Source organism: Shewanella polaris (genome assembly GCF_006385555.1).
GTDB lineage: Bacteria > Pseudomonadota > Gammaproteobacteria > Enterobacterales > Shewanellaceae > Shewanella > Shewanella polaris.
This window is the reverse complement of sequence record NZ_CP041036.1, coordinates 4,627,873-4,648,537: the sequence shown is the minus strand read 5'-3', so window position 1 is coordinate 4,648,537 and position 20,665 is coordinate 4,627,873. Positions and strand designations below refer to the sequence as shown.

The window sequence follows — 20,665 nt, the reverse complement described above, 5'->3', positions numbered from 1 at the left end:
CTGTGTATAGATCAGTGATCATCAAAGATCAAATTCGATCCATTATTTGTAAAATTCAAGCAGATCCAGCTTTATTAACCGATCCAACTTGATCTATAATAGCGATTCTTTGATCTATTAATACGAGTAAAGATCCACAAGATATAGTGTCTGTACACAGACTTATCCACATCTTCTGGTGCTTAATCGATAGTAGATTAAAATAAAGTTTGGCAGAAATTTATCATATAAGTACTTTCGTTATTGACGGTAGCATTTAAAGTGATTACAATTCGGCCTCTTTTTTGCCCTTACCTCTAATTTTGGAGCTAAGGTAAATTCACTAACAAAGACGGATTGCCATCATGAGTAAACGTACTTTTCAACCTAGCAACCTGAAGCGCAAGCGTTCTCACGGCTTCCGCGCTCGTATGGCTACTGTAGGCGGCCGTAAGGTGCTTGCACGTCGTCGTGCGAAAGGTCGCGCTCGTTTATCTGCGTAAGTAGATAACTAGGTGACTAGCTATACCTTTTCGCGGGAGTTACGTTTGTTAACTCCCGCGCAATTTAAATCTGTATTCTCCAATCCAATCAAAGCATCCTCTGCTGAAATAACTCTGCTCGCAATTCCAAATTCAGAGCAACATCCTCGTTTAGGATTAACTGTGGCCAAACGTTTTGTTAAACGTGCAAACCAACGTAATCGTATTAAGCGTGTGATAAGAGATAGTTTTCGTTTACATCAACACGACATCCCAGATATCGATATCGTTGTATTAGTCAGAAATGGCGTGATGGAAATGGAAAATGCAGAACTACACAAATTAATAGAAAAGCTATGGCGCAAACTCAATCGCCGTTACAATGGCTAGCAACTACGGTTATTCGTGGTTACCAAATTATTATCAGCCCTTTATTGGGACCGCGGTGTCGGTTCAATCCAACTTGTTCTTATTACGCTATAGAAGCAATAAAAACTCATGGAACAGTGAAAGGTAGTTGGCTTGCTATGAAACGCATATTAAAATGTCACCCTTTACATCCCGGCGGTAGTGATCCCGTCCCCCCTAAAAATGACAGGTGTAATAAATAGGCTATGGAATCTCAACGCAATATATTGCTAATCGGTTTACTGTTTGTCAGCTTTTTAATGTGGCAGCAATGGCAAACAGATAAAGCACCACAACCAGCAGCGACTCAAACTGTTAGTCAAACTAACGCGGCATCGCAACACAGTGCTGACGTTCCTGAAGCAGATATAACTGGAGTACCAGTAGAATTACCTGCAACTAAAAACCTTATTAGCGTTAAAACTGATCAGCTTGAGATTAAAATCAATCCGATTGGTGGTGACATTGTTTATGCAGCATTAGTGGCTCATAAACGCGAAATAAACAGTAATGATCCATTTGTCATTTTAGAGCAACACAACGATTTTACATATATAGCTCAAAGTGGACTCATTGGTCGAGATGGTATCGATAGTAGTGCTAATGGTCGTGCAACTTATAGTGTTCAAGCTAATTCATATTCGTTAGCAGATGGTAAAGACACACTAACAGTGCCATTAACTTATACTGCAAACAACGGTGTTACCTACGTAAAAAACTTTACTTTTACACGGGGTCAATACGATGTAAAAGTTGATTACAGTATCAACAATACTTCTGCAGCACCTTTACAAGTGCAAATGTATGGCCAAATCAAGCAATCGGTTAAAGAATCAGAAAGCAGCATGATGATGCCAACCTATCGTGGTGCAGCATTCTCATCTCAAGATACTCGTTATGAGAAATATAACTTTGACGATATGGCTGAAAAGAATCTCAATAAAGTCACACTGGGTGGTTGGGCTGCAATGCTACAACATTACTTTGTGTCTGCTTGGGTTCCACCAGCAACAGATTCAAACACCATTTTCTCAAGTATGAGTGCTGGTGGATTAGCTAATATTGGTTTCCGTGGCGCGGTATATGATATTGCACCAGGTACAGCAAAAGAAATTAGCTCACAGTTTTATGTCGGCCCAAAAAATCAAAAAGCACTTTCAGCTATTTCTGAAACCTTAAACTTGGTTGTTGATTACGGTTTCTTATGGTGGTTAGCTATTCCAATCCATTGGTTATTGATGTTCTATCAATCATTTGTGGGTAACTGGGGTGTGGCTATTATTTTGATAACACTCACCGTCCGTGGTGGTCTATATCCGCTTACGAAGAAGCAATATACCTCTATGGCCAAAATGCGTAATCTCCAGCCTAAATTGGCAGAGATGAAAGAACGTTTTGGTGATGACCGTCAAAAGATGGGTCAGGCTATGATGGAGTTGTATAAAAAAGAAAAAGTAAACCCTATGGGCGGTTGCTTACCTATTCTGTTACAGATGCCAATTTTCATCGCATTATACTGGGTACTACTAGAAAGCTATGAATTACGCCATGCGCCATTCATGCTTTGGATTACTGATTTATCGGTTCAAGATCCATACTATGTATTACCATTGTTAATGGGCTTATCAATGTTCTTGATGCAGAAAATGCAACCGATAGCGCCAACAATGGATCCAATGCAAGTGAAAATGATGCAGTGGATGCCAGTTATCTTTACCGTATTCTTCTTATGGTTCCCAGCAGGTCTAGTACTTTACTGGTTAGTGGGTAACTTAGTTGCAATCACACAGCAGAAAATTATTTATGCAGGCCTTGAGAAAAATGGCATAAAATAAGCCTAAGCTCAATGTGGTATAACTGATTAAAAAGGCGGCTGATTAGCCGCCTTTTCCTTTATCAATTTTATAGGTAATACCGTGACAACAGACACTATTGTGGCACAAGCCACCGCCCCAGGACGAGGTGGCGTAGGTATCATTCGCATTTCTGGTGATTTAGCCACTAATGTAGCAACAGCGATTATTGGCCATGTGCCTAAAACTCGTTACGCAGAATATTGTGACTTTAACAATGCAGACGGTCAGGTGATTGATCAAGGTATTGCGCTATTTTTTAAAGGACCAAATTCATTTACCGGCGAAGATGTATTAGAACTCCAAGGCCATGGCGGCCAAATAGTACTTGATATGCTAATTAAGCGTGTCATGGAAATAGACGGTATTCGCATTGCTAGACCTGGTGAGTTCAGCGAACAAGCCTTTATGAACGATAAGCTCGACTTAACTCAAGCAGAAGCCATTGCAGACTTAATTGATGCCACCAGTGAACAAGCAGCAAAAAGTGCGTTGCAATCACTACAAGGTGAATTCTCAAAAGAAGTACATGAGCTTGTCGACCAAGTCACCAATCTACGCTTATATGTAGAAGCCGCGATTGATTTTCCCGATGAGGAAGTCGACTTTCTATCCGATGGTAAAATTGCCAACGCGTTATATAAAATAATCAGCAAACTAGACACTGTACAAGCCAGCGCCAAGCAAGGTTCAATTATCCGCGAAGGAATGAAGGTTGTGATTGCCGGCCGCCCTAATGCCGGTAAATCAAGCTTACTTAATGCATTAGCAGGTAAAGAGTCAGCCATTGTGACTGAAATAGCAGGCACAACTCGCGATGTACTTCGCGAACATATCCACTTAGACGGAATGCCACTGCACATCATCGATACCGCAGGGTTACGAGATACACTCGACACCGTTGAACAAATAGGTATTGAGCGTGCATGGGCCGAAATAGCCAGTGCTGATAGAGTTTTGTTTATGGTAGATGGCACCACAACTGACGCCATAAACCCGCACGAAATTTGGCCCGACTTTATCGACCGCCTGCCAGCAAAACTCGGAGTGACTGTTATACGCAATAAAGCAGACTTAACCGGTGAAACCTTAAATAACACCGAAGAACAAGGCTACAGCGTTTATCGGATATCAGCTAAAACAGGTTTAGGAGTTGATGAGTTAAAGCAACATCTCAAATCATTAATGGGTTACCAAAGTAACTTAGAAGGTGGCTTTATTGCCCGTCGCCGTCATTTAGAAGCGCTCGAGCTTGCCGCAAATCACTTACAGCTGGGTAAAGAACAACTTGAAGTGTATTTAGCTGGAGAGTTACTAGCAGAAGAACTGCGCATGACACAAATGGCCTTATCTGAAATCACGGGTAAATTCACCTCAGATGATCTATTGGGCAAGATTTTTGGTTCATTCTGTATTGGTAAATAGGTGTAAATTGATGAAACTCGCTAACCAAGTTGTGGTGCTCGATTTTGAAACCACAGGATTATCACCAGATAACGGTGACCGAGCCATAGAAATTGGTGCGGTTAAGTTAGTTAATGGTCAAATAGTCGATACTTTTCAGGAATTGATTAATCCTGGTCAGCGAGTCAATAGCTTTATTGAGCAATACACAGGTATTAGCAATGACATGCTCAAACATGCCCTAGTATCCAAACAAGTTATGGGGCAGTTTTCCAAGTTTATTGATGGTTTTAATTTGGTGGCACACAATGCCAGCTTTGATAAAAAGTTTCTCGATGCTGAATTTAGTCATAGCAAACTGCATTACAATGGTCAGTTTGCTTGCTCGTTATTATTGTCTCGACGTATTAGCCAAGAAGCCCCCAACCATAAGCTTGGCACACTTGTAGATCATCACCAGTTACCTAACGATGGTGTGTTTCACCGAGCCTTGGCTGATGCCACCATGACCAGCCATTTATGGTTACATCAAATTGATGTATTACAGCAGCAACTGCCCAAGCAAGCTATTACCATTGAACTAATCAATAAAATATCCAGCCTTCCAAAAGCTCAAATTGCACGCTATTTGCGAACGATGAGCTAGTTACAACTCTTGCGATAACTTATCGACCAATAATCTCACTTTGGGTGATAAATGGCGATTATGCGGATACAAAGCCCAAATACCTTCTTTAGGTTGTTGAAAAGGAGCAAGCAATACCACTAACTGCCCCTCTGCTATAGCATCATTGACGTAATATCCTGGTAACTGCACAATCCCCAAACCACATATAGCTGCATTCAATAAACTCAAACCACTGCTACAAGCTAAAGACCCATGCACTTTTACCGTCTTAGGTTTACCTTGCTCAACAAAATGCCAATGTGACTGACTGCCGATTAAACAATTATGCAGACTTAACTCCGATAACGCATAAGGCGTGCCGTATTTAGCGATATAACTCGGGGCTGCGCACACATATTGGCTTCGACTAGTAAGCCGCTTTGCCATCATAGTCGAATTAGTTAATCGCCCTAACCTAATCGCCAAATCGTAACCACCGTCCACCAAGTCAAGTTGCTGATTAGTCAGTTCACAAATCACTTCAATGTCTGGATATTGCTGCATAAAATCAATCACTATCGGCATTATAAACTTTTCACCATAAGTCACTGGCGCAGTAATTCTAATAAGTCCTTGTGGCTTATCTTTTAAACTTGAAATGGCTCGTTCTGCTTCATCAAGACTGTTTAATACTTGGCGACAATGCCGATAATAAACCGAACCTTCTTCGGTTAACGATACTTTACGGGTGGTGCGATAAAATAATTTGGTGTTTAAACGGTTTTCAAGCTGACTGATTTGTCGACTTACTTGAGCTGTTGAAATGCTCAAACGTTTACCAGCCACAGTAAAACTGTCAGTTTCAGCCACTGCCACAAATTCGAAAATGCCTTCCCATTTCATCATTATTACATTCTCGTAAAAGTCATTTGCAAAATAAGCTGATTATCATTCTATGATAAACAAATACAATAACTTAATACACTACACTGTAGTAATACCTCTTAACCATGTTGACCATGGTCGTTAATGTTAAGGAAATCATTTATGTCAGCACAATTTATTAAATCAAAAGCCGCTATTGCTTGGGGACCTGGCCAGCCATTATCGGTAGAAGAAGTCGATGTAATGTACCCAAAAGCGGGTGAAGTCATGGTACGTATTGTGGCATCTGGGGTTTGTCATACCGATGCATTTACGCTTTCTGGTGATGATCCTGAAGGAGTATTCCCAGCAATTCTTGGTCATGAAGGTGGCGGCATAGTTCATATGGTCGGTGAAGGGGTTACCAGCGTACAAGTAGGCGATCATGTTATTCCGTTATACACAGCAGAATGTGGGGTATGTAAGTTCTGTACTTCTGGTAAAACTAACCTTTGCAGCGCAGTACGTGAAACTCAAGGGAAAGGATTAATGCCAGACGGCACTACGCGTTTCTTTAAAGACGGCAAGCCAATTTTTCACTACATGGGCTGTTCAACATTTTCTGAGTACACAGTATTACCTGAAATATCATTAGCCAAAGTCAGTAAAGATGCGCCATTAGAAGAAGTGTGTTTATTAGGCTGTGGCGTAACAACAGGTATGGGGGCAGTACTGAAAACAGCTAAAGTTCAAAAAGGTGATACTGTCGCTATTTTTGGTTTAGGGGGTATTGGTTTATCGGCAATTATTGGCGCCACCATGGCTGGTGCGAGCCGGATTATTGGTATTGATCTTAATGAATCTAAATTTGAACTTGCCAAAAAATTAGGTGCAACCGACTGCATTAACCCTAAAAACTTTGATAAGCCTATTCAAGAAGTGATTGTAGAAATGACCGACGGTGGTGTCGATTTCTCATTTGAATGTATTGGTAATGTCAATGTAATGCGCAGTGCATTAGAGTGCTGTCATAAAGGTTGGGGCGAGTCAGTCATTATTGGTGTAGCAGGTGCAGGCCAAGAAATATCAACCCGTCCATTCCAGTTAGTCACTGGTCGCGTATGGCGTGGAAGTGCATTTGGTGGCGTTAAAGGACGTAGTGAATTACCGGGTATTGTTGAGCAATACTTAGCTGGCGAATTTAAACTTGACCACTTTATAACTCACACGATGGGGCTTGAAGGCATTAATGATGCATTTGATTTAATGCACAAAGGTGAAAGTATTCGCAGCGTGATTCACTTTGCCAAGTAACGTTTAATTAATAGTGACAGGCGCAGTTAAGTGTAAAACCACTTAATTGCGTTCTGACAAATAAGGACACATCATGACCATTGAAAGTATCAGCAGTACCAAAGCATTTGGTGGTTGGCATAAACAATATAGTCATCAATCAAGTGCACTTAATTGCACCATGCGATTTGCTATTTACTTACCACCACAAGCCGAAAGCCAAAAAGTACCGGTTTTATATTGGTTGTCAGGGCTTACCTGTACTGATGAAAACTTTATGCAAAAAGCAGGTGCACAGCGAATAGCAGCAGAGCTAGGCATGGCTATTGTCGCACCCGATACCAGCCCACGAGGTGAAAATGTCGCAGATGATGCTGACGGCACTTATGACTTTGGTTTAGGTGCAGGCTTTTATCTAAATGCCACTAAACCACCATTTAGTCAGCATTACCAAATGTATGATTACGTGGTAAACGAATTGCCAGCATTAATTGAAGCCCATTTCCCAGTAACAGAGCAACGCAGTATTAGCGGTCATTCAATGGGTGGACATGGCGCGTTAACTATCGGATTAAAAAATCCGCACAAATATAACAGTTTGTCAGCATTTAGTCCTATTTGTCACCCAATGGACTGTCCATGGGGCATCAAAGCATTCCGCGGTTACTTAGGTGATGACCAGCAACAATGGAAACAATACGATAGCTGCGAGTTAATGGCCAATAGCCAACAATTTGTGCCCGCGCTGGTGGACCAAGGCAGTAATGACAATTTTTTGAATGAGCAATTAAAGCCACAAGACTTAGTTAAAATAGCAAAAGACAAAGGTTATCCGCTTGAGCTAAGAATGCAGCCTGGTTATGACCACAGCTATTATTTTATCGCGACATTTATTGAAGACCATTTGCGTTTTCATGCAAAGTATTTGTCATTAAGTTAGCTATCCAAGTAATACTGCAGTATTAACCCCATATCAACGAGCCTTATAAGGCTCGTTTTTTTATGCTAAAAACATTAAACACTCATGTTAACCAATAAACAAAGCCTAAATAAAAGCACTTAAAAACGCCTAAAGCACACTTATTTACACCGTTATCCCCCTTTATAAACACAAATAAGCCAACATTAATCGCAATTGAACGAGTAAAATAGCCAAATGCATCGCCCCACAGCGATCAAAACAGGGATGCAATAATGAAATACACAGATAATTTGGAGTCAAGATGGCAAAAGTAGCATTATTAGTAGGCACAACATTAGGCGGTTCAGAATATGTTGCCGATGAAATGGCGGCTCAACTTGCTGAGTTAAACCATCAAACAGAGGTCTTTATTGAGCCCAATATAAATGAATTACCAGATTTTTCAGTGTGGATTCTAGTCTGTTCTACTCATGGAGCAGGCGATCTGCCCGACAATATAGTACCGTTTCATAAGCAATTAATGATCGAAATGCCCGATCTTAACCATATAAAGTTCGCTTTATGTGCAATTGGTGACTCTAGTTACGATACTTTCTGCCAAGGACCAGAAAAAATAACCTCACTACTTTTACAATATGGATCTAAGCCTATTGTGGATAAGATCCAAATAGACGTCCAACGAGATCCAATACCTGAAGAACCTGCTCTAGCGTGGTTATTGCAATGGCAACATCTTATCTAAGCATATATAGGTCAGATCATTTTCTGCATAAATCATGATCAACCCACAGATTAGATCATACTTATCCACAATATGTTACTTCTTAGTATAACTTTGTGGATAAGCTATTATTTTTAGCGATCATAACTCTGTACTATTCACAGTCCGATCTGCTCAATGATCACCCTTGTGGATAACTACCCGATCTATCCCCATGTTATCTTGAGTTTGATCGCGATCAGATCACAGGTTAGTTTTAACTTTACCATATGATTTTAAAACAAAATTAAAGTTATCAACAGAAAAGTCCGATCCTAATAATAAACATAATAAAAAGATCTATATAAAGATCTTAAGATCTATTAAGCAAACCGCATCTTGATCAATCAGTGAAAAATGATCGTTCACGTTCAGACAAGCAAGTGCTAAAATGATCCAATCGAAAAAAGATTAAATTCGAATTTAACTTTCTTAGCTATCAAAGGTCAGATAATGCATTTTCATGAACGGTTTGATGTAATTGTTGTTGGTGGTGGTCATGCCGGAACTGAAGCAGCACTTGCAGCTGCAAGAATGGGCTCAAAAACATTATTGTTGACCCATAACATCGACACACTTGGGCAAATGTCTTGTAATCCTGCTATTGGAGGAATTGGCAAAGGGCATTTGGTAAAAGAAATTGATGCCTTAGGTGGCGCAATGGCAACAGCCACTGACTTTGCAGGTATTCAATTTAGAACGTTAAATTCCAGTAAAGGCCCAGCAGTTCGTGCTACACGAGCCCAGGCAGACAGAGCGTTATATCGTCAAAAAATCCAGCATATTTTACAAAATCAACCTAATTTACGTATTTTCCAACAAGCTGTTGATGACCTAGTTGTTGAAAATAACAAAGTTGTTGGTGTAGTAACACAAATGGGTTTGGCTTTCGAAGCACCAGCAATTGTATTAACAACGGGTACTTTCTTAAGCGGTAAAATCCATATTGGTATGCAAAATTACAGTGGTGGTCGCGCAGGTGATCCACCGGCAATTGCATTAGCAAATCGTTTACGAGAATTAAATATCCGTGTTGGCCGTTTAAAAACCGGAACCCCACCACGTATTGATGCTAATACCATTGATTTTTCACAAATGACCGAGCAAAAAGGTGACACACCATTACCTGTAATGTCATTTATTGGTGATGTAAGTCAGCATCCAAGACAAGTTTCTTGTTTTATCACTCATACCAATGAGAAAACCCACGACATTATCCGTGGAGGACTAGATCGAAGCCCTATGTATTCAGGTGTTATAGAAGGGATCGGACCACGTTATTGCCCATCTATTGAAGACAAAATCCACCGTTTTGCAGACAAATCGTCGCATCAAATATTTATTGAGCCTGAAGGGCTAAGCACTAATGAAATTTATCCAAACGGCATCTCAACCAGTTTGCCATTTGATGTACAGTTAAATTTAGTTCGTTCAATAAAAGGCATGGAAAACGCTGAAATTATGCGTCCTGGCTATGCCATAGAATACGATTATTTTGATCCACGAGATCTTAAAAACTCATTAGAGACCAAAGCCATTGAAGGACTGTTTTTTGCTGGTCAAATTAACGGAACAACAGGTTATGAAGAAGCCGGAGCACAAGGATTACTTGCAGGGATGAATGCATCATTGCAAGTACAAGGCAAAACTGCTTGGTGTCCTCGTCGTGATGAAGCTTATCTAGGTGTTTTAGTTGACGATTTATCTACATTAGGTACAAAAGAACCGTACCGCATGTTTACTAGTCGTGCAGAATACCGTTTATTACTTCGTGAAGATAATGCTGATTTACGCTTAACAGAAAAAGGCCGTGAACTTGGATTAGTTGATGATAATCGCTGGGAATCATTTATTATCAAAAGAGAATCGATTGAATTAGAACTTCAGCGTTTACGCAGCCAATGGGTTCACCCTAATTCAGCTTTACTGGGCGTACTCAATCCAGAATTAAATACTCCTATTTCACGTGAAGCATCATTTGAAGATTTATTACGTCGTCCAGAAATGGACTATGCAAAATTGATGTCATTAGAGGGTTTTGGTCCTGGACTCGAAGATAATCAAGCTGCTGAACAAGTACAAATTCAAGTTAAATACTCGGGTTATATACAACGTCAACAGGAAGAAATTGATAAAGCTATCCGCCATGAAAATTCATTATTACCATTAGATCTGGATTATCAAGAAGTGCCGGGGTTATCAAATGAAGTGATTGCCAAATTAAATAGCCATAAACCTGATACAGTAGGACAAGCATCGCGGATCTCTGGAATTACTCCAGCTGCGATATCAATCCTGTTAGTACATATGAAAAAACGCGGTTTATTGCGAAAAATAGCATAAATTTAGCTCTTTTTTCAAATCAATAACACAAGGGAAGTCATAAGACTTCCCTTAGTGCTTCTACGGCTTCATAATAACTGCCGTCTTTATCATGCAACCTACGAGGCTTTCTGTGTTATCTGCCCAACTAAAAACCTATTTAGCTGAAATGAAAATGTCAGCCACTGAATTACAACAAAAACAATTAGTGGGTTTTGTTGAAATGCTCGATAAATGGAATAAGGCTTATAACCTCACTTCGGTTCGCGATCCTGAGCAAATGTTAATTCGTCATGTTATGGACAGTTTGACTGTTTCTCCTTATCTTGAAGGGCCACGTTTTATCGATGTAGGTACAGGTCCTGGATTACCAGGGATCCCATTAGCTATTATGAATCCCGATAAAGAGTTTGTACTGCTTGATAGTTTAGGGAAACGGATCCGTTTTCAAAAGCAGGTTCAGTTCGAATTAAAAATTAAAAACATTACTTCAGTTGAAAGTCGTGTTGAAGCATATGAGCCAGAGATTAAATTTGATGGTGTGTTAAGTCGCGCATTTGCATCAATACAAGATATGCTTAGTTGGTGTCACCATTTGCCGACTGAAAAAGGCACTTTTTATGCGTTAAAAGGCCAGTTAAATCAACAAGAATTACAAGAGATACCAGCAGGTTTTTCGTTGGTAGAAACCATTGTATTGCATGTACCAAAGTTAGATGAACAGCGACATTTATTAAAAATTGCTAAGCAATAAAGCGTATTTCATTTGCTAATTAAGCTAACCGGACATCAATAATTATTCAGATAGGATGACATTGTGGGTAAAATCATTGCCGTAGCCAATCAGAAAGGTGGCGTAGGAAAAACAACAACTTGCGTTAATCTCGCCGCATCACTTGCCGCCACAAAGCGTAAAGTATTATTGGTCGATTTAGATCCTCAAGGCAATGCAACAATGGGTAGTGGAGTAGACAAATATGATGTAGACAACACTGCTTATGATTTATTGGTCGAAGAAAAACCGTTTGCTGATATTGTGATTAAAAATACTATTGGTAAATACGATTTGATCGCAAGTAACGGTGATGTCACCGCTGCTGAAATTAAATTGATGGAGTTTTATGCCCGTGAGATCCGCTTACGTAATGCATTGGCACCGATCAAAGATGATTACGATTTTATTTTTATTGACTGTCCACCATCGCTCAATATGTTAACTGTCAATGCAATGTCTGCTGCCGATTCTGTACTTGTGCCAATGCAATGCGAATATTATGCATTAGAAGGCTTAACAGCATTAATTGACACTATTACTAAACTCAGTGCAATGGTTAATCCAACATTAAGCATCGAAGGTATTTTGCGTACAATGTACGATCCGCGCAATCGTTTATCTAATGATGTATCGGATCAACTCAAACAGCATTTTGGTGAAAAAGTGTATCGTACGGTCATACCGCGAAATGTTCGTTTAGCTGAAGCACCTAGTTTTGGTGCCCCTGCCATGTATTACGACAAATCAAGTGCTGGAGCTAAAGCCTATTTAGCCTTAGCAGGTGAAATAATCCGCCGAGCAGAACAGCTAACTCAACCCAAACAAGCGTAGGATACAAAAATGACGTTAAAAAAACGCGGTTTAGGTAAAGGCTTGGATGCCTTATTAAGCCACAGTAATGCCGCTAGTCGTAAAAATGCTCAAGCAGAAGAACAACAAACAACAAAACAAAGCGACTTAATTTACCTTGAGCTTGATTTATTACAGCCAGGTAAATATCAACCCCGTAAAGATATGTCGCCTGAAGCATTAGAAGAACTTGCGGAATCTATTCGTGCTCAAGGTGTTATACAACCAATTGTTATCCGAAAAATTTCTGAAACTAATTATGAAATCATCGCGGGTGAACGTCGTTGGCGTGCGGCTCAATTAGCTAAACTTAATAACGTCCCGTGTATTGTTAAGCAAGTTGCCGACGATGCTGCAGTTGCCATTGCTCTCATTGAGAATATTCAACGTGAAGATTTAAATGCAATGGAAGAAGCTATAGCATTACAACGATTACTTGAAGAATTTGAGTTAACTCATCAACAAGTGGCTGATGCTGTAGGAAAATCACGTGTTAGTGTGTCAAATTTATTACGTTTGAATAGTCTAAATGAGCCTGTTAAACGTTTGTTGGAAAATGGTGATATCGACATGGGCCATGCCCGTGCACTATTAGCGTTAGAGGGTGATGAGCAGACTAATTTGGCTCGATTAGTGGCTTCAAAAGAAATGACTGTTCGAGAAACTGAACGATTAGTCAACAAAGCCTTGAATCCGGCTAAAGACGCCGAAACACCAGCTAAAGATCATGATGTTAGCCGTTTAGAACAAGAGTTAATTGAAAGACTCGGTGCCAAGGTTGCGATTAATCATGGCAGTAAAGGTAAAGGCAAAATTGTAATAAATTACCAGAATCTTGCTGAATTAGACGGAATTTTGAGTAAAATTCGATGAAATATGAATTAAAGCAATTTCATTAGTAAGTTTGTGACATAGCTCTTATTTTCGTTTTTGATTATTTAGCGCTAAATCGTGTGCATAATCGTTGTTTTGCTATCATCAAAGTTGCAAACAAAGCGCGAAAAGGTATACTTTGCAGGCTTTTTGAATCTTAAGGCTAGTTTAATATATTAAATTTAACATTAAGACCGCGAAAGGCATTAATGCGGAGAGATGAAGTTGAGTAATGTTTTAGCGCGTCGTGGCAGGTTAGCAGCCTATAAATTAGTGCTGGTACAAGCGGCAGTCGCGAGTATTATTTCAATATTTTTTTTCGTTATGTGGGGAGCACAGTATGGTCTATCTGCACTTGCAGGTGGAGTTATCGCTGTACTTCCTAATTTTGTATTCGCAACCCTAGCTTTTTCACATAGTGGAGCAAGCTCAGCAGCAAAAGTGATTAAAAGCTTTTACTGGGGGGAAGCGGTAAAGATGCTATTAACCATTGCATTGTTTTCGTTAGTGTTTATCAATTTAAAAGTCGGATTCATGCCACTTTTTAGCTGTTATTCGTTAGCGCTAGTAGTACATTGGATAGCACCTTTATATTTCAAGCAAAGTTAAGTGGGATGAATCATGTCTGCAACTGGTGAAGCGTTAACACAGCAGAGCTATATCCAACATCACCTTACCAATTTAACTGTTGGTGAAGGGTTTTGGACTTGGAACATTGATTCATTGTTCTTTTCGGTTGGGCTTGGAATGTTGTTCTTATGGCTGTTTTACAGTGCCGGCAAAAAAGCGACAACTGGTGTTCCTGGCAAATTTCAATGTTTTGTCGAGATCATTGTTGAGTTCGTTGATAGCAGCGTGAAAGAAACTTTTCACGGTCGCAATCCTGTTATTGCACCTTTAGCGTTGACAATTTTTGTGTGGATTTTCATGATGAACTTCATGGATATGCTCCCTGTAGATTGGTTGCCTTGGGCAGCTAGTTTCATAGGTATACCATACCTAAAAGTTGTTCCAACTACCGACGTTAACATTACCTTCAGCTTAGCTCTTGGTGTGTTTGTGCTGATTATTTACTACAGCATTAAAGTCAAAGGTGTTTCAGGTTTTGTTAAAGAGTTAACACTTCAACCTTTTAACCATTGGGCAATGATACCCGTCAACTTATTATTAGAAACAGTGACTCTAGTTGCGAAGCCTATTTCATTGGCTCTACGACTATTTGGTAACTTGTACGCTGGTGAGTTGATATTTATCCTTATTGCATTGATGTACGGTTCTAATGTGGCGTTATCTGCTCTAGGTGTAGGATTACAACTAGGTTGGTTAATATTCCATATTTTAATTATTACTTTACAAGCATTTATTTTCATGATGTTGACCATTGTTTATTTAAGCATGGCTCATGAAGATCATTAAGGGTAACCGAAAATTTTTTGACCTAAATCATTAATAACAAAGATTTAGAATATTGGAGATAGATATGGAAACTGTATTAGGAATGACGGCTATTGCTGTTGCTCTACTTATTGGTATGGGTGCATTAGGAACAGCTATCGGTTTCGGCCTTTTAGGTGGAAAGTTTTTGGAAGGTGCTGCTCGTCAGCCAGAAATGGCTCCTATGTTACAAGTTAAAATGTTCATCGTAGCGGGTCTATTAGACGCCGTAACTATGATCGGTGTAGGTATTGCGCTATTTATGCTATTTACTAACCCATTGGGTGCAATGCTTTAATTAATGCTTCTGTCTTTAATCTAACTAGGAGGCTGTTGTGAATTTCAACGCTACCCTATTCGGTCAGACGGTTGCCTTTATTCTCTTCGTGTGGTTTTGCATGAAGTTTGTATGGCCTCCGTTGATGAATGCCATCGAAGAACGCCAGAAGAAAATTGCTGATGGTCTGGCAGATGCCGGCCGTGCAGCAAAAGATCTAGAGTTAGCACAAATTAAAGCTACTGAGCATATTAAAGATGCGAAAGTTACTTCCAACGAAATTATTGAGCAAGCTAATAAGCGTAAGGCTCAAATCGTTGAAGAAGCAAAAGCTGAAGCACAAACTGAGCGAGCTAAAATAGTCGCACAGGGTCAGGCAGAAATTGAAAACGAACGAAATCGTATGAAAGATGATTTGCGCAAGCAAGTTGCTTCTTTAGCCATTATTGGTGCAGAGAAAATTCTAGAACGTGCGATTGATCCAGAAGCCCACAGTGACATTGTTAATAAACTTGTTGCTGAAATTTGATTAAGGGAGTTGAGTTATGGCTGAATTAAGCACCATCGCTCGCCCTTACGCAAAGGCAGCTTTTGATTTTGCTGTTGAGCATAAAGCAGTAGAAAGTTGGACAGAAATGTTAACTTTCGCTTCATTGGTAAGTGAAAACGAATCAATAAAGCCACTGCTTAATGGTACTTTAGCGAGTACTGAACTTGCCTCACTATTTATAAAAGTATGTGGTGAGCAAGTCAATGAGCAAGGTCAAAACCTGATAAAGGTAATGGCTGAAAACGGTCGTTTAGGGATACTGTCAACAGTATCGCTACTTTTTGCTGAATACCGTAATGAGTGGACAAAAGAAGTTGAAGCCGATGTGGTTTCTGCTACTGAGTTAAGCTCTGAGCAACAGCAGCAAATTAGTGTTTCTCTAGAGAAACGTCTCGCACGCAAAGTTAAGCTGAATTGCAGCATCGATGCATCGCTTATTGGCGGTGTAATTATTAAATCAGGCGACCTAGTCATTGATGGCTCGGTAAGCGGTAAATTATCGCGTTTGTCTGATAAGCTGCAGTCGTAATTGGGAGTTTGAGCATGCAACTGAATTCCACTGAAATCAGCGATCTGATTAAGCAGCGGATCGAGCAGTTCGACGTCGTTAGTGAAGCTCGCAACGAAGGTACAATCGTTGCAGTAAGTGACGGCATCATTCGCATTAACGGCCTTGCCGATGTAATGCAAGGTGAAATGATCGAACTGCCTGGTGGCTGTTTTGCAATCGCGTTGAACTTAGAACGTGATTCTGTCGGCGCCGTAGTAATGGGACCTTACGCTAATTTAGCTGAAGGTGATAAAGTAAGAACCACTGGTCGTATTCTTGAAGTACCAGTGGGTCGTGGTCTACTTGGCCGCGTTGTTAACACTCTAGGTGAGCCTATTGATGGAAAAGGACCTATCGACAACGATGGTTTCTCTCCTGTTGAAGTGATTGCACCAGGTGTTATTGAACGTAAATCAGTAGATCAACCAATTCAAACTGGTTATAAAGCCGTTGATGCCATGATCCCTATTGGTCGTGGTCAACGTGAATTGATTATTGGTGACCGTCAGACTGGTAAAACAGCGATGGCCATTGATGCAATTATCAACCAGAAAGATTCAGGCATTAAGTGTGTCTATGTAGCTATTGGTCAGAAAGCTTCTACCATCGCTAACGTAGTACGCAAGCTTGAAGAACATGGTGCATTATCTAACACTATTGTTGTTGTTGCCTCAGCTTCTGAAGCTGCAGCACTGCAATATTTAGCACCATATTCTGGTTGTTCTATGGGTGAATACTTCCGTGATCGCGGTGAAGATTCTTTAATCGTATATGATGATTTGTCTAAGCAAGCAGTTGCTTACCGTCAAATTTCATTACTATTGAAGCGTCCACCAGGACGTGAAGCATACCCAGGTGACGTATTCTATCTACATTCTCGTTTATTAGAGCGTGCTTCACGCGTAAACGTAAATTATGTAGAAAAATTCACTAAAGGTGCAGTAACAGGTCAAACCGGTTCGTTAACGGCTTTACCTATTATTGAAACCCAAGCTGGTGATGTATCAGCGTTCGTACCGACCAACGTAATTTCTATTACAGATGGTCAGATCTTCCTTGAGACAGACTTGTTTAACTCGGGCTTACGTCCAGCTGTTAACCCAGGTATTTCTGTTTCTCGTGTTGGTGGTGCTGCGCAGACAAAGATTATCAAGAAACTGTCTGGCGGTATTCGTACTGCACTTGCACAGTATCGAGAGCTTGCTGCTTTCTCACAGTTCGCATCTGATTTAGATGATGAAACACGTGCTCAACTTGAGCATGGTGAGCGTGTAACCGAATTAATGAAGCAAAAGCAATATGCTCCTATGAGCGTTGCTGCCCAGGCTGTGTCTATTTTCGCAGCTGAAAAAGGCTACCTTAAAGGTGTTGCTTTAAATGAAGTCGGTCGCTTTGAGGCCGCTCTGCTTTCATACATGAACAGTCAACATGCTGACCTAATAAACACCATCAATGCTAGCGGCGATTATAACGCTGATATTGAAGGTGAGTTAAAGGCGGGCATGGACAAGTTCATTGAAACCCAAACCTGGTAATAATGAACACGGGGTGTCATTAGGCACCTCTGGTCCCAGATTGGAGAGTAGAGATGACCAGCGCTAAAGAGATTAAAACTAAGATCGCGAGTGTTAAAAATACTCAGAAGATCACTTCTGCTATGGAAATGGTAGCCGCTAGCAAAATGCGCAAAGCGCAGGAACGCATGGCAGCGAGCCGTCCATATGCTGAAAATATGCGTAAGTTGATCGGTCACGTAGCGCAAGGTACTCTCGAGTATAAACACCCCTATTTAGAGGTGAGAGATGCCAAGCGGGTTGGTTATATTGTTGTAGCAACCGACCGTGGTCTTTGTGGTGGTTTGAACGTCAACCTCTTTAAAAAGGTTGTGTCAGACGTTAAAAAATGGAAAGAACAGGGCGCAGATATTGAGTTTTGCCCAATTGGTGCCCGTTCTGTTCAGTTTTTTAAAAGCTTTGGTGGTGAAATATCCGCCCATGCATCAGGTTTAGGCGATGCGCCAAAACTTGCTGATTTAATTGGCACGGTACGTGTCATGTTAAAAGCTTACAACGAAGGAACACTGGATCGTCTGTACATTGTGTTTAACAAGTTTGTTAATACTATGAGCCAGACTCCTGTGATCGAACAGCTGCTACCTTTACCTAAGTCAGATGAAGAAGTAGCGAGTTACCCTTGGGATTATATTTACGAGCCTGATCCAAAAGAAGTTTTGGATTTATTGTTAACTCGTTATATAGAGTCTCAAGTGTATCAAGGTGTTGTTGAAAATATTGCCTCTGAACAGGCTGCCCGTATGGTAGCAATGAAAGCGGCAACAGATAACGCTGGCGAAATGATCGATGATCTGCAACTCGTCTATAACAAGGCCCGTCAGGCTGCGATTACGCAAGAACTGTCGGAAATTGTATCAGGCGCTGCAGCGGTTTAGGTTAGGTAACGAAATCAAGTTTAGAGGATTAATCATGAGCACAGGTACTGTTGTCCAAGTAATTGGCGCGGTTGTGGACGTAGAGTTTCCACAAGATTCTGTACCTCGAGTATATGACGCTCTGAAGATCACTGGCGAAGGCGCCTGCAATGGTTTGGTGCTGGAAGTTCAGCAGCAGCTAGGTGGTGGTGTAGTTCGTACCATCGCTATGGGTTCTTCTGATGGTCTGCGTCGTGGTCTAGAGGTAGCAAACTCAGGTTCACCAATTTCTGTTCCGGTAGGGGTTAAGACCCTTGGCCGTATTATGAACGTATTGGGCGAACCAATTGATGAAGCGGGTCCAATCGGTGAAGAAGAGCGTTATGAAATTCACCGTGCAGCTCCTTCATATGAAGATCAGTCAAATTCAACCGAGCTATTAGAGACAGGTATCAAGGTTATCGACCTTGTTTGTCCTTTCGCTAAAGGTGGTAAAGTTGGTCTGTTCGGTGGTGCTGGTGTTGGTAAAACAGTTAACATGATGGAACTGATTAACAACATCGCTAAAGCTCACTCTGGTCTTTCTGTTTTCGCTGGTGTTGGTGAGCGTACTCGTGAGGGTAACGACTTCTACTACGAGATGGAAGATTCAGGCGTATTAGACAAAGTAGCCATGGTTTATGGTCAGATGAACGAGCCTCCAGGAAACCGTTTACGCGTAGCGTTAACTGGCCTGAGTATCGCTGAAAAGTTCCGTGACGAAGGTCGTGACGTATTGTTGTTCGTGGACAACATTTACCGTTACACCCTAGCTGGTACTGAAGTATCTGCACTATTAGGTCGTATGCCTTCTGCAGTAGGTTATCAGCCAACACTAGCTGAAGAGATGGGTGTTCTTCAAGAACGTATCACTTCAACTAAGTCTGGTTCGATTACTTCTGTACAAGCAGTATATGTACCCGCGGATGACTTGACTGATCCGTCACCAGCAACAACCTTCGCTCACTTAGATGCGACTGTTGTATTGTCTCGTCAAATTGCTTCTTTGGGTATTTACCCAGCGGTTGACCCATTGGATTCGACTTCACGTCAGTTAGATCCACAGGTTGTTGGCCAAGAACATTATGATGTTGCAAACGGTGTACAAACTGTATTACAGCGTTATAAAGAGCTGAAAGACATTATTGCTATTTTGGGTATGGATGAATTGTCAGATGACGACAAAACCATGGTATTCAGAGCACGTAAGATTGAGCGTTTCTTGTCTCAGCCTTTCTTCGTAGCAGAAGTCTTTACTGGTTCTCCAGGTAAGTACGTTTCTCTTAAAGACACTATTCGTGGCTTTAAGGGTATCTTGGATGGTGAGTTCGATCACATCCCTGAGCAAGCGTTCTACATGGTTGGCTCAATCGATGAAGCTGTCGAAAAAGCTAACAAAAAGAAATAACTAGGCCGTAAAGCTTAGTTCTTTAAGGAGAACTTGATGGCAGCCAAAACAGTCCAACTTGATATTGTTAGTGCAGAAAATAGCATCTACCACGGCCAAGTTAGCTTTTTAGAAGTTACTGGTGCTGAAGGTGAGTTAGGTATTATGCCTAACCATGTTGCGTTACTGACAAAAATCAAGCCTGGTATGGCGCGCTTTATCAAGCAAGATGGCAGTGAAGAAGTGTTGTATCTATCAGGTGGTTTACTTGAAGTGCAACCGACTGCAATTTCAGTGCTTGCTGATGTAGCATTACGTGCCGATGATATTGATGAGAAAGCTGCTTTAGCAGCCAAAGAACATGCTGAGCAAGCAATTGCTAACGCGGGATCTGACTTCAATTATGAAGCTGCAGTAATCGAGTTAGCCAAGTCTATGGCTCAATTACGTGTTGTTGAATGCATCAAAAAAAATATCACCAGATAATCTGATTATTTGACGCTTAAAAGGCGACTCTTTATGAGTCGCCTTTTTTATTGGTTAAATCTCCAGCTGTGTTTTCCCTTTGGTTGATATTCCGTTAAAATGTCAGCAAATCTCTATCGGTTC

At 40.8% G+C, this 20,665-nt stretch carries 23 protein-coding genes; 22 read left to right on the top strand and 1 reads right to left on the bottom strand.

Features of this window, described 5'->3' with window-relative positions; all coding sequences use genetic code 11:
* Nucleotides 1–344 precede the first annotated feature (344 nt).
* The 6 genes from rpmH (at nucleotide 345) to FH971_RS20325 (ending at nucleotide 4,772) form a co-directional block, all read left to right on the top strand.
* Nucleotides 345–482 (top strand): 50S ribosomal protein L34, encoded by a 138-nt coding sequence (gene rpmH / locus FH971_RS20350; protein ID WP_006083827.1) that lies wholly within the window; start codon nucleotides 345–347, stop codon nucleotides 480–482.
* Nucleotides 483–494: 12 nt separating this feature from the next.
* Nucleotides 495–851 carry a ribonuclease P protein component gene (gene rnpA / locus FH971_RS20345; RefSeq protein ID WP_137224106.1) on the top strand — a complete coding sequence of 119 codons (357 nt, stop codon included), beginning with the start codon at nucleotides 495–497 and terminating at the stop codon, nucleotides 849–851.
* Nucleotides 818–1,072: a membrane protein insertion efficiency factor YidD gene (yidD, locus tag FH971_RS20340; protein ID WP_137224108.1), complete on the top strand. Its 255-nt coding sequence runs from the start codon at nucleotides 818–820 to the stop codon at nucleotides 1,070–1,072. The genes rnpA and yidD overlap by 34 nt, the downstream gene beginning before the upstream one ends.
* A gap of 3 nt (nucleotides 1,073–1,075) precedes the next feature.
* Nucleotides 1,076–2,704, top strand: a complete 1,629-nt coding sequence (gene yidC, locus FH971_RS20335) for a membrane protein insertase YidC (RefSeq protein ID WP_140235479.1) — start codon at nucleotides 1,076–1,078, stop codon at nucleotides 2,702–2,704.
* Nucleotides 2,705–2,785: 81 nt separating this feature from the next.
* Nucleotides 2,786–4,147: a tRNA uridine-5-carboxymethylaminomethyl(34) synthesis GTPase MnmE gene (mnmE, locus tag FH971_RS20330; protein WP_140235478.1), complete on the top strand. Its 1,362-nt coding sequence runs from the start codon at nucleotides 2,786–2,788 to the stop codon at nucleotides 4,145–4,147.
* Nucleotides 4,148–4,157: 10 nt separating this feature from the next.
* Nucleotides 4,158–4,772: a 3'-5' exonuclease gene (locus FH971_RS20325; protein ID WP_137224114.1), complete on the top strand. Its 615-nt coding sequence runs from the start codon at nucleotides 4,158–4,160 to the stop codon at nucleotides 4,770–4,772.
* Here the strand turns inward: FH971_RS20325 and FH971_RS20320 are convergent, their stop codons facing one another.
* Nucleotides 4,773–5,639, bottom strand: a complete 867-nt coding sequence (locus tag FH971_RS20320) for a LysR substrate-binding domain-containing protein (RefSeq protein WP_140235477.1) — start codon at nucleotides 5,637–5,639, stop codon at nucleotides 4,773–4,775. It lies immediately after the preceding gene.
* A gap of 141 nt (nucleotides 5,640–5,780) precedes the next feature.
* Here FH971_RS20320 and FH971_RS20315 point away from each other — a divergent pair, with 141 nt between their 5' ends.
* From FH971_RS20315 to FH971_RS20240, 16 genes are all read left to right on the top strand, one after another.
* A complete protein-coding gene (locus FH971_RS20315; RefSeq protein ID WP_140235476.1) occupies nucleotides 5,781–6,911 on the top strand; it encodes an S-(hydroxymethyl)glutathione dehydrogenase/class III alcohol dehydrogenase in 1,131 nt (376 codons plus the stop codon).
* Between the two features lie 73 nt (nucleotides 6,912–6,984).
* Nucleotides 6,985–7,830: an S-formylglutathione hydrolase gene (gene fghA, locus FH971_RS20310; protein WP_140235475.1), complete on the top strand. Its 846-nt coding sequence runs from the start codon at nucleotides 6,985–6,987 to the stop codon at nucleotides 7,828–7,830.
* Between the two features lie 283 nt (nucleotides 7,831–8,113).
* On the top strand, nucleotides 8,114–8,554 hold the full coding sequence (gene mioC / locus FH971_RS20305; protein WP_140235474.1) for an FMN-binding protein MioC: 441 nt from the start codon (nucleotides 8,114–8,116) through the stop codon (nucleotides 8,552–8,554).
* A gap of 471 nt (nucleotides 8,555–9,025) precedes the next feature.
* Entirely contained in the window at nucleotides 9,026–10,915 is a 1,890-nt protein-coding gene (mnmG, locus tag FH971_RS20300) for a tRNA uridine-5-carboxymethylaminomethyl(34) synthesis enzyme MnmG (RefSeq protein WP_137224124.1), read from the top strand.
* A gap of 112 nt (nucleotides 10,916–11,027) precedes the next feature.
* On the top strand, nucleotides 11,028–11,648 hold the full coding sequence (gene rsmG / locus FH971_RS20295; protein WP_137224126.1) for a 16S rRNA (guanine(527)-N(7))-methyltransferase RsmG: 621 nt from the start codon (nucleotides 11,028–11,030) through the stop codon (nucleotides 11,646–11,648).
* Nucleotides 11,649–11,711: 63 nt separating this feature from the next.
* Nucleotides 11,712–12,500 carry a ParA family protein gene (locus FH971_RS20290; protein ID WP_137224128.1) on the top strand — a complete coding sequence of 263 codons (789 nt, stop codon included), beginning with the start codon at nucleotides 11,712–11,714 and terminating at the stop codon, nucleotides 12,498–12,500.
* 9 nt (nucleotides 12,501–12,509) lie between these two features.
* Complete coding sequence (locus tag FH971_RS20285; RefSeq protein ID WP_140235473.1) at nucleotides 12,510–13,391, top strand: ParB/RepB/Spo0J family partition protein; 882 nt, start codon at nucleotides 12,510–12,512, stop codon at nucleotides 13,389–13,391.
* 225 nt (nucleotides 13,392–13,616) lie between these two features.
* The gene (locus FH971_RS20280) at nucleotides 13,617–14,000 is read left to right on the top strand and encodes an ATP synthase subunit I (RefSeq protein ID WP_137224132.1); all 384 of its coding nucleotides are present in this window, start codon (nucleotides 13,617–13,619) and stop codon (nucleotides 13,998–14,000) included.
* Between the two features lie 12 nt (nucleotides 14,001–14,012).
* The gene (atpB, locus tag FH971_RS20275) at nucleotides 14,013–14,807 is read left to right on the top strand and encodes a F0F1 ATP synthase subunit A (protein WP_137224134.1); all 795 of its coding nucleotides are present in this window, start codon (nucleotides 14,013–14,015) and stop codon (nucleotides 14,805–14,807) included.
* A gap of 64 nt (nucleotides 14,808–14,871) precedes the next feature.
* Nucleotides 14,872–15,123: a F0F1 ATP synthase subunit C gene (gene atpE, locus FH971_RS20270; protein WP_011639455.1), complete on the top strand. Its 252-nt coding sequence runs from the start codon at nucleotides 14,872–14,874 to the stop codon at nucleotides 15,121–15,123.
* A gap of 37 nt (nucleotides 15,124–15,160) precedes the next feature.
* Nucleotides 15,161–15,631, top strand: coding sequence for a F0F1 ATP synthase subunit B (gene atpF, locus FH971_RS20265; protein WP_137224136.1), 471 nt, complete (start codon nucleotides 15,161–15,163; stop codon nucleotides 15,629–15,631).
* 16 nt (nucleotides 15,632–15,647) lie between these two features.
* On the top strand, nucleotides 15,648–16,181 hold the full coding sequence (atpH, locus tag FH971_RS20260; protein WP_137224138.1) for a F0F1 ATP synthase subunit delta: 534 nt from the start codon (nucleotides 15,648–15,650) through the stop codon (nucleotides 16,179–16,181).
* Between the two features lie 14 nt (nucleotides 16,182–16,195).
* Nucleotides 16,196–17,737, top strand: coding sequence for a F0F1 ATP synthase subunit alpha (atpA, locus tag FH971_RS20255; RefSeq protein WP_137224140.1), 1,542 nt, complete (start codon nucleotides 16,196–16,198; stop codon nucleotides 17,735–17,737).
* 53 nt (nucleotides 17,738–17,790) lie between these two features.
* On the top strand, nucleotides 17,791–18,651 hold the full coding sequence (gene atpG / locus FH971_RS20250) for a F0F1 ATP synthase subunit gamma (RefSeq protein WP_137224142.1): 861 nt from the start codon (nucleotides 17,791–17,793) through the stop codon (nucleotides 18,649–18,651).
* Nucleotides 18,652–18,685: 34 nt separating this feature from the next.
* Complete coding sequence (atpD, locus tag FH971_RS20245; protein ID WP_137224144.1) at nucleotides 18,686–20,077, top strand: F0F1 ATP synthase subunit beta; 1,392 nt, start codon at nucleotides 18,686–18,688, stop codon at nucleotides 20,075–20,077.
* 36 nt (nucleotides 20,078–20,113) lie between these two features.
* A complete protein-coding gene (locus FH971_RS20240) occupies nucleotides 20,114–20,542 on the top strand; it encodes a F0F1 ATP synthase subunit epsilon (RefSeq protein WP_137224146.1) in 429 nt (142 codons plus the stop codon).
* Nucleotides 20,543–20,665 lie beyond the last annotated feature (123 nt).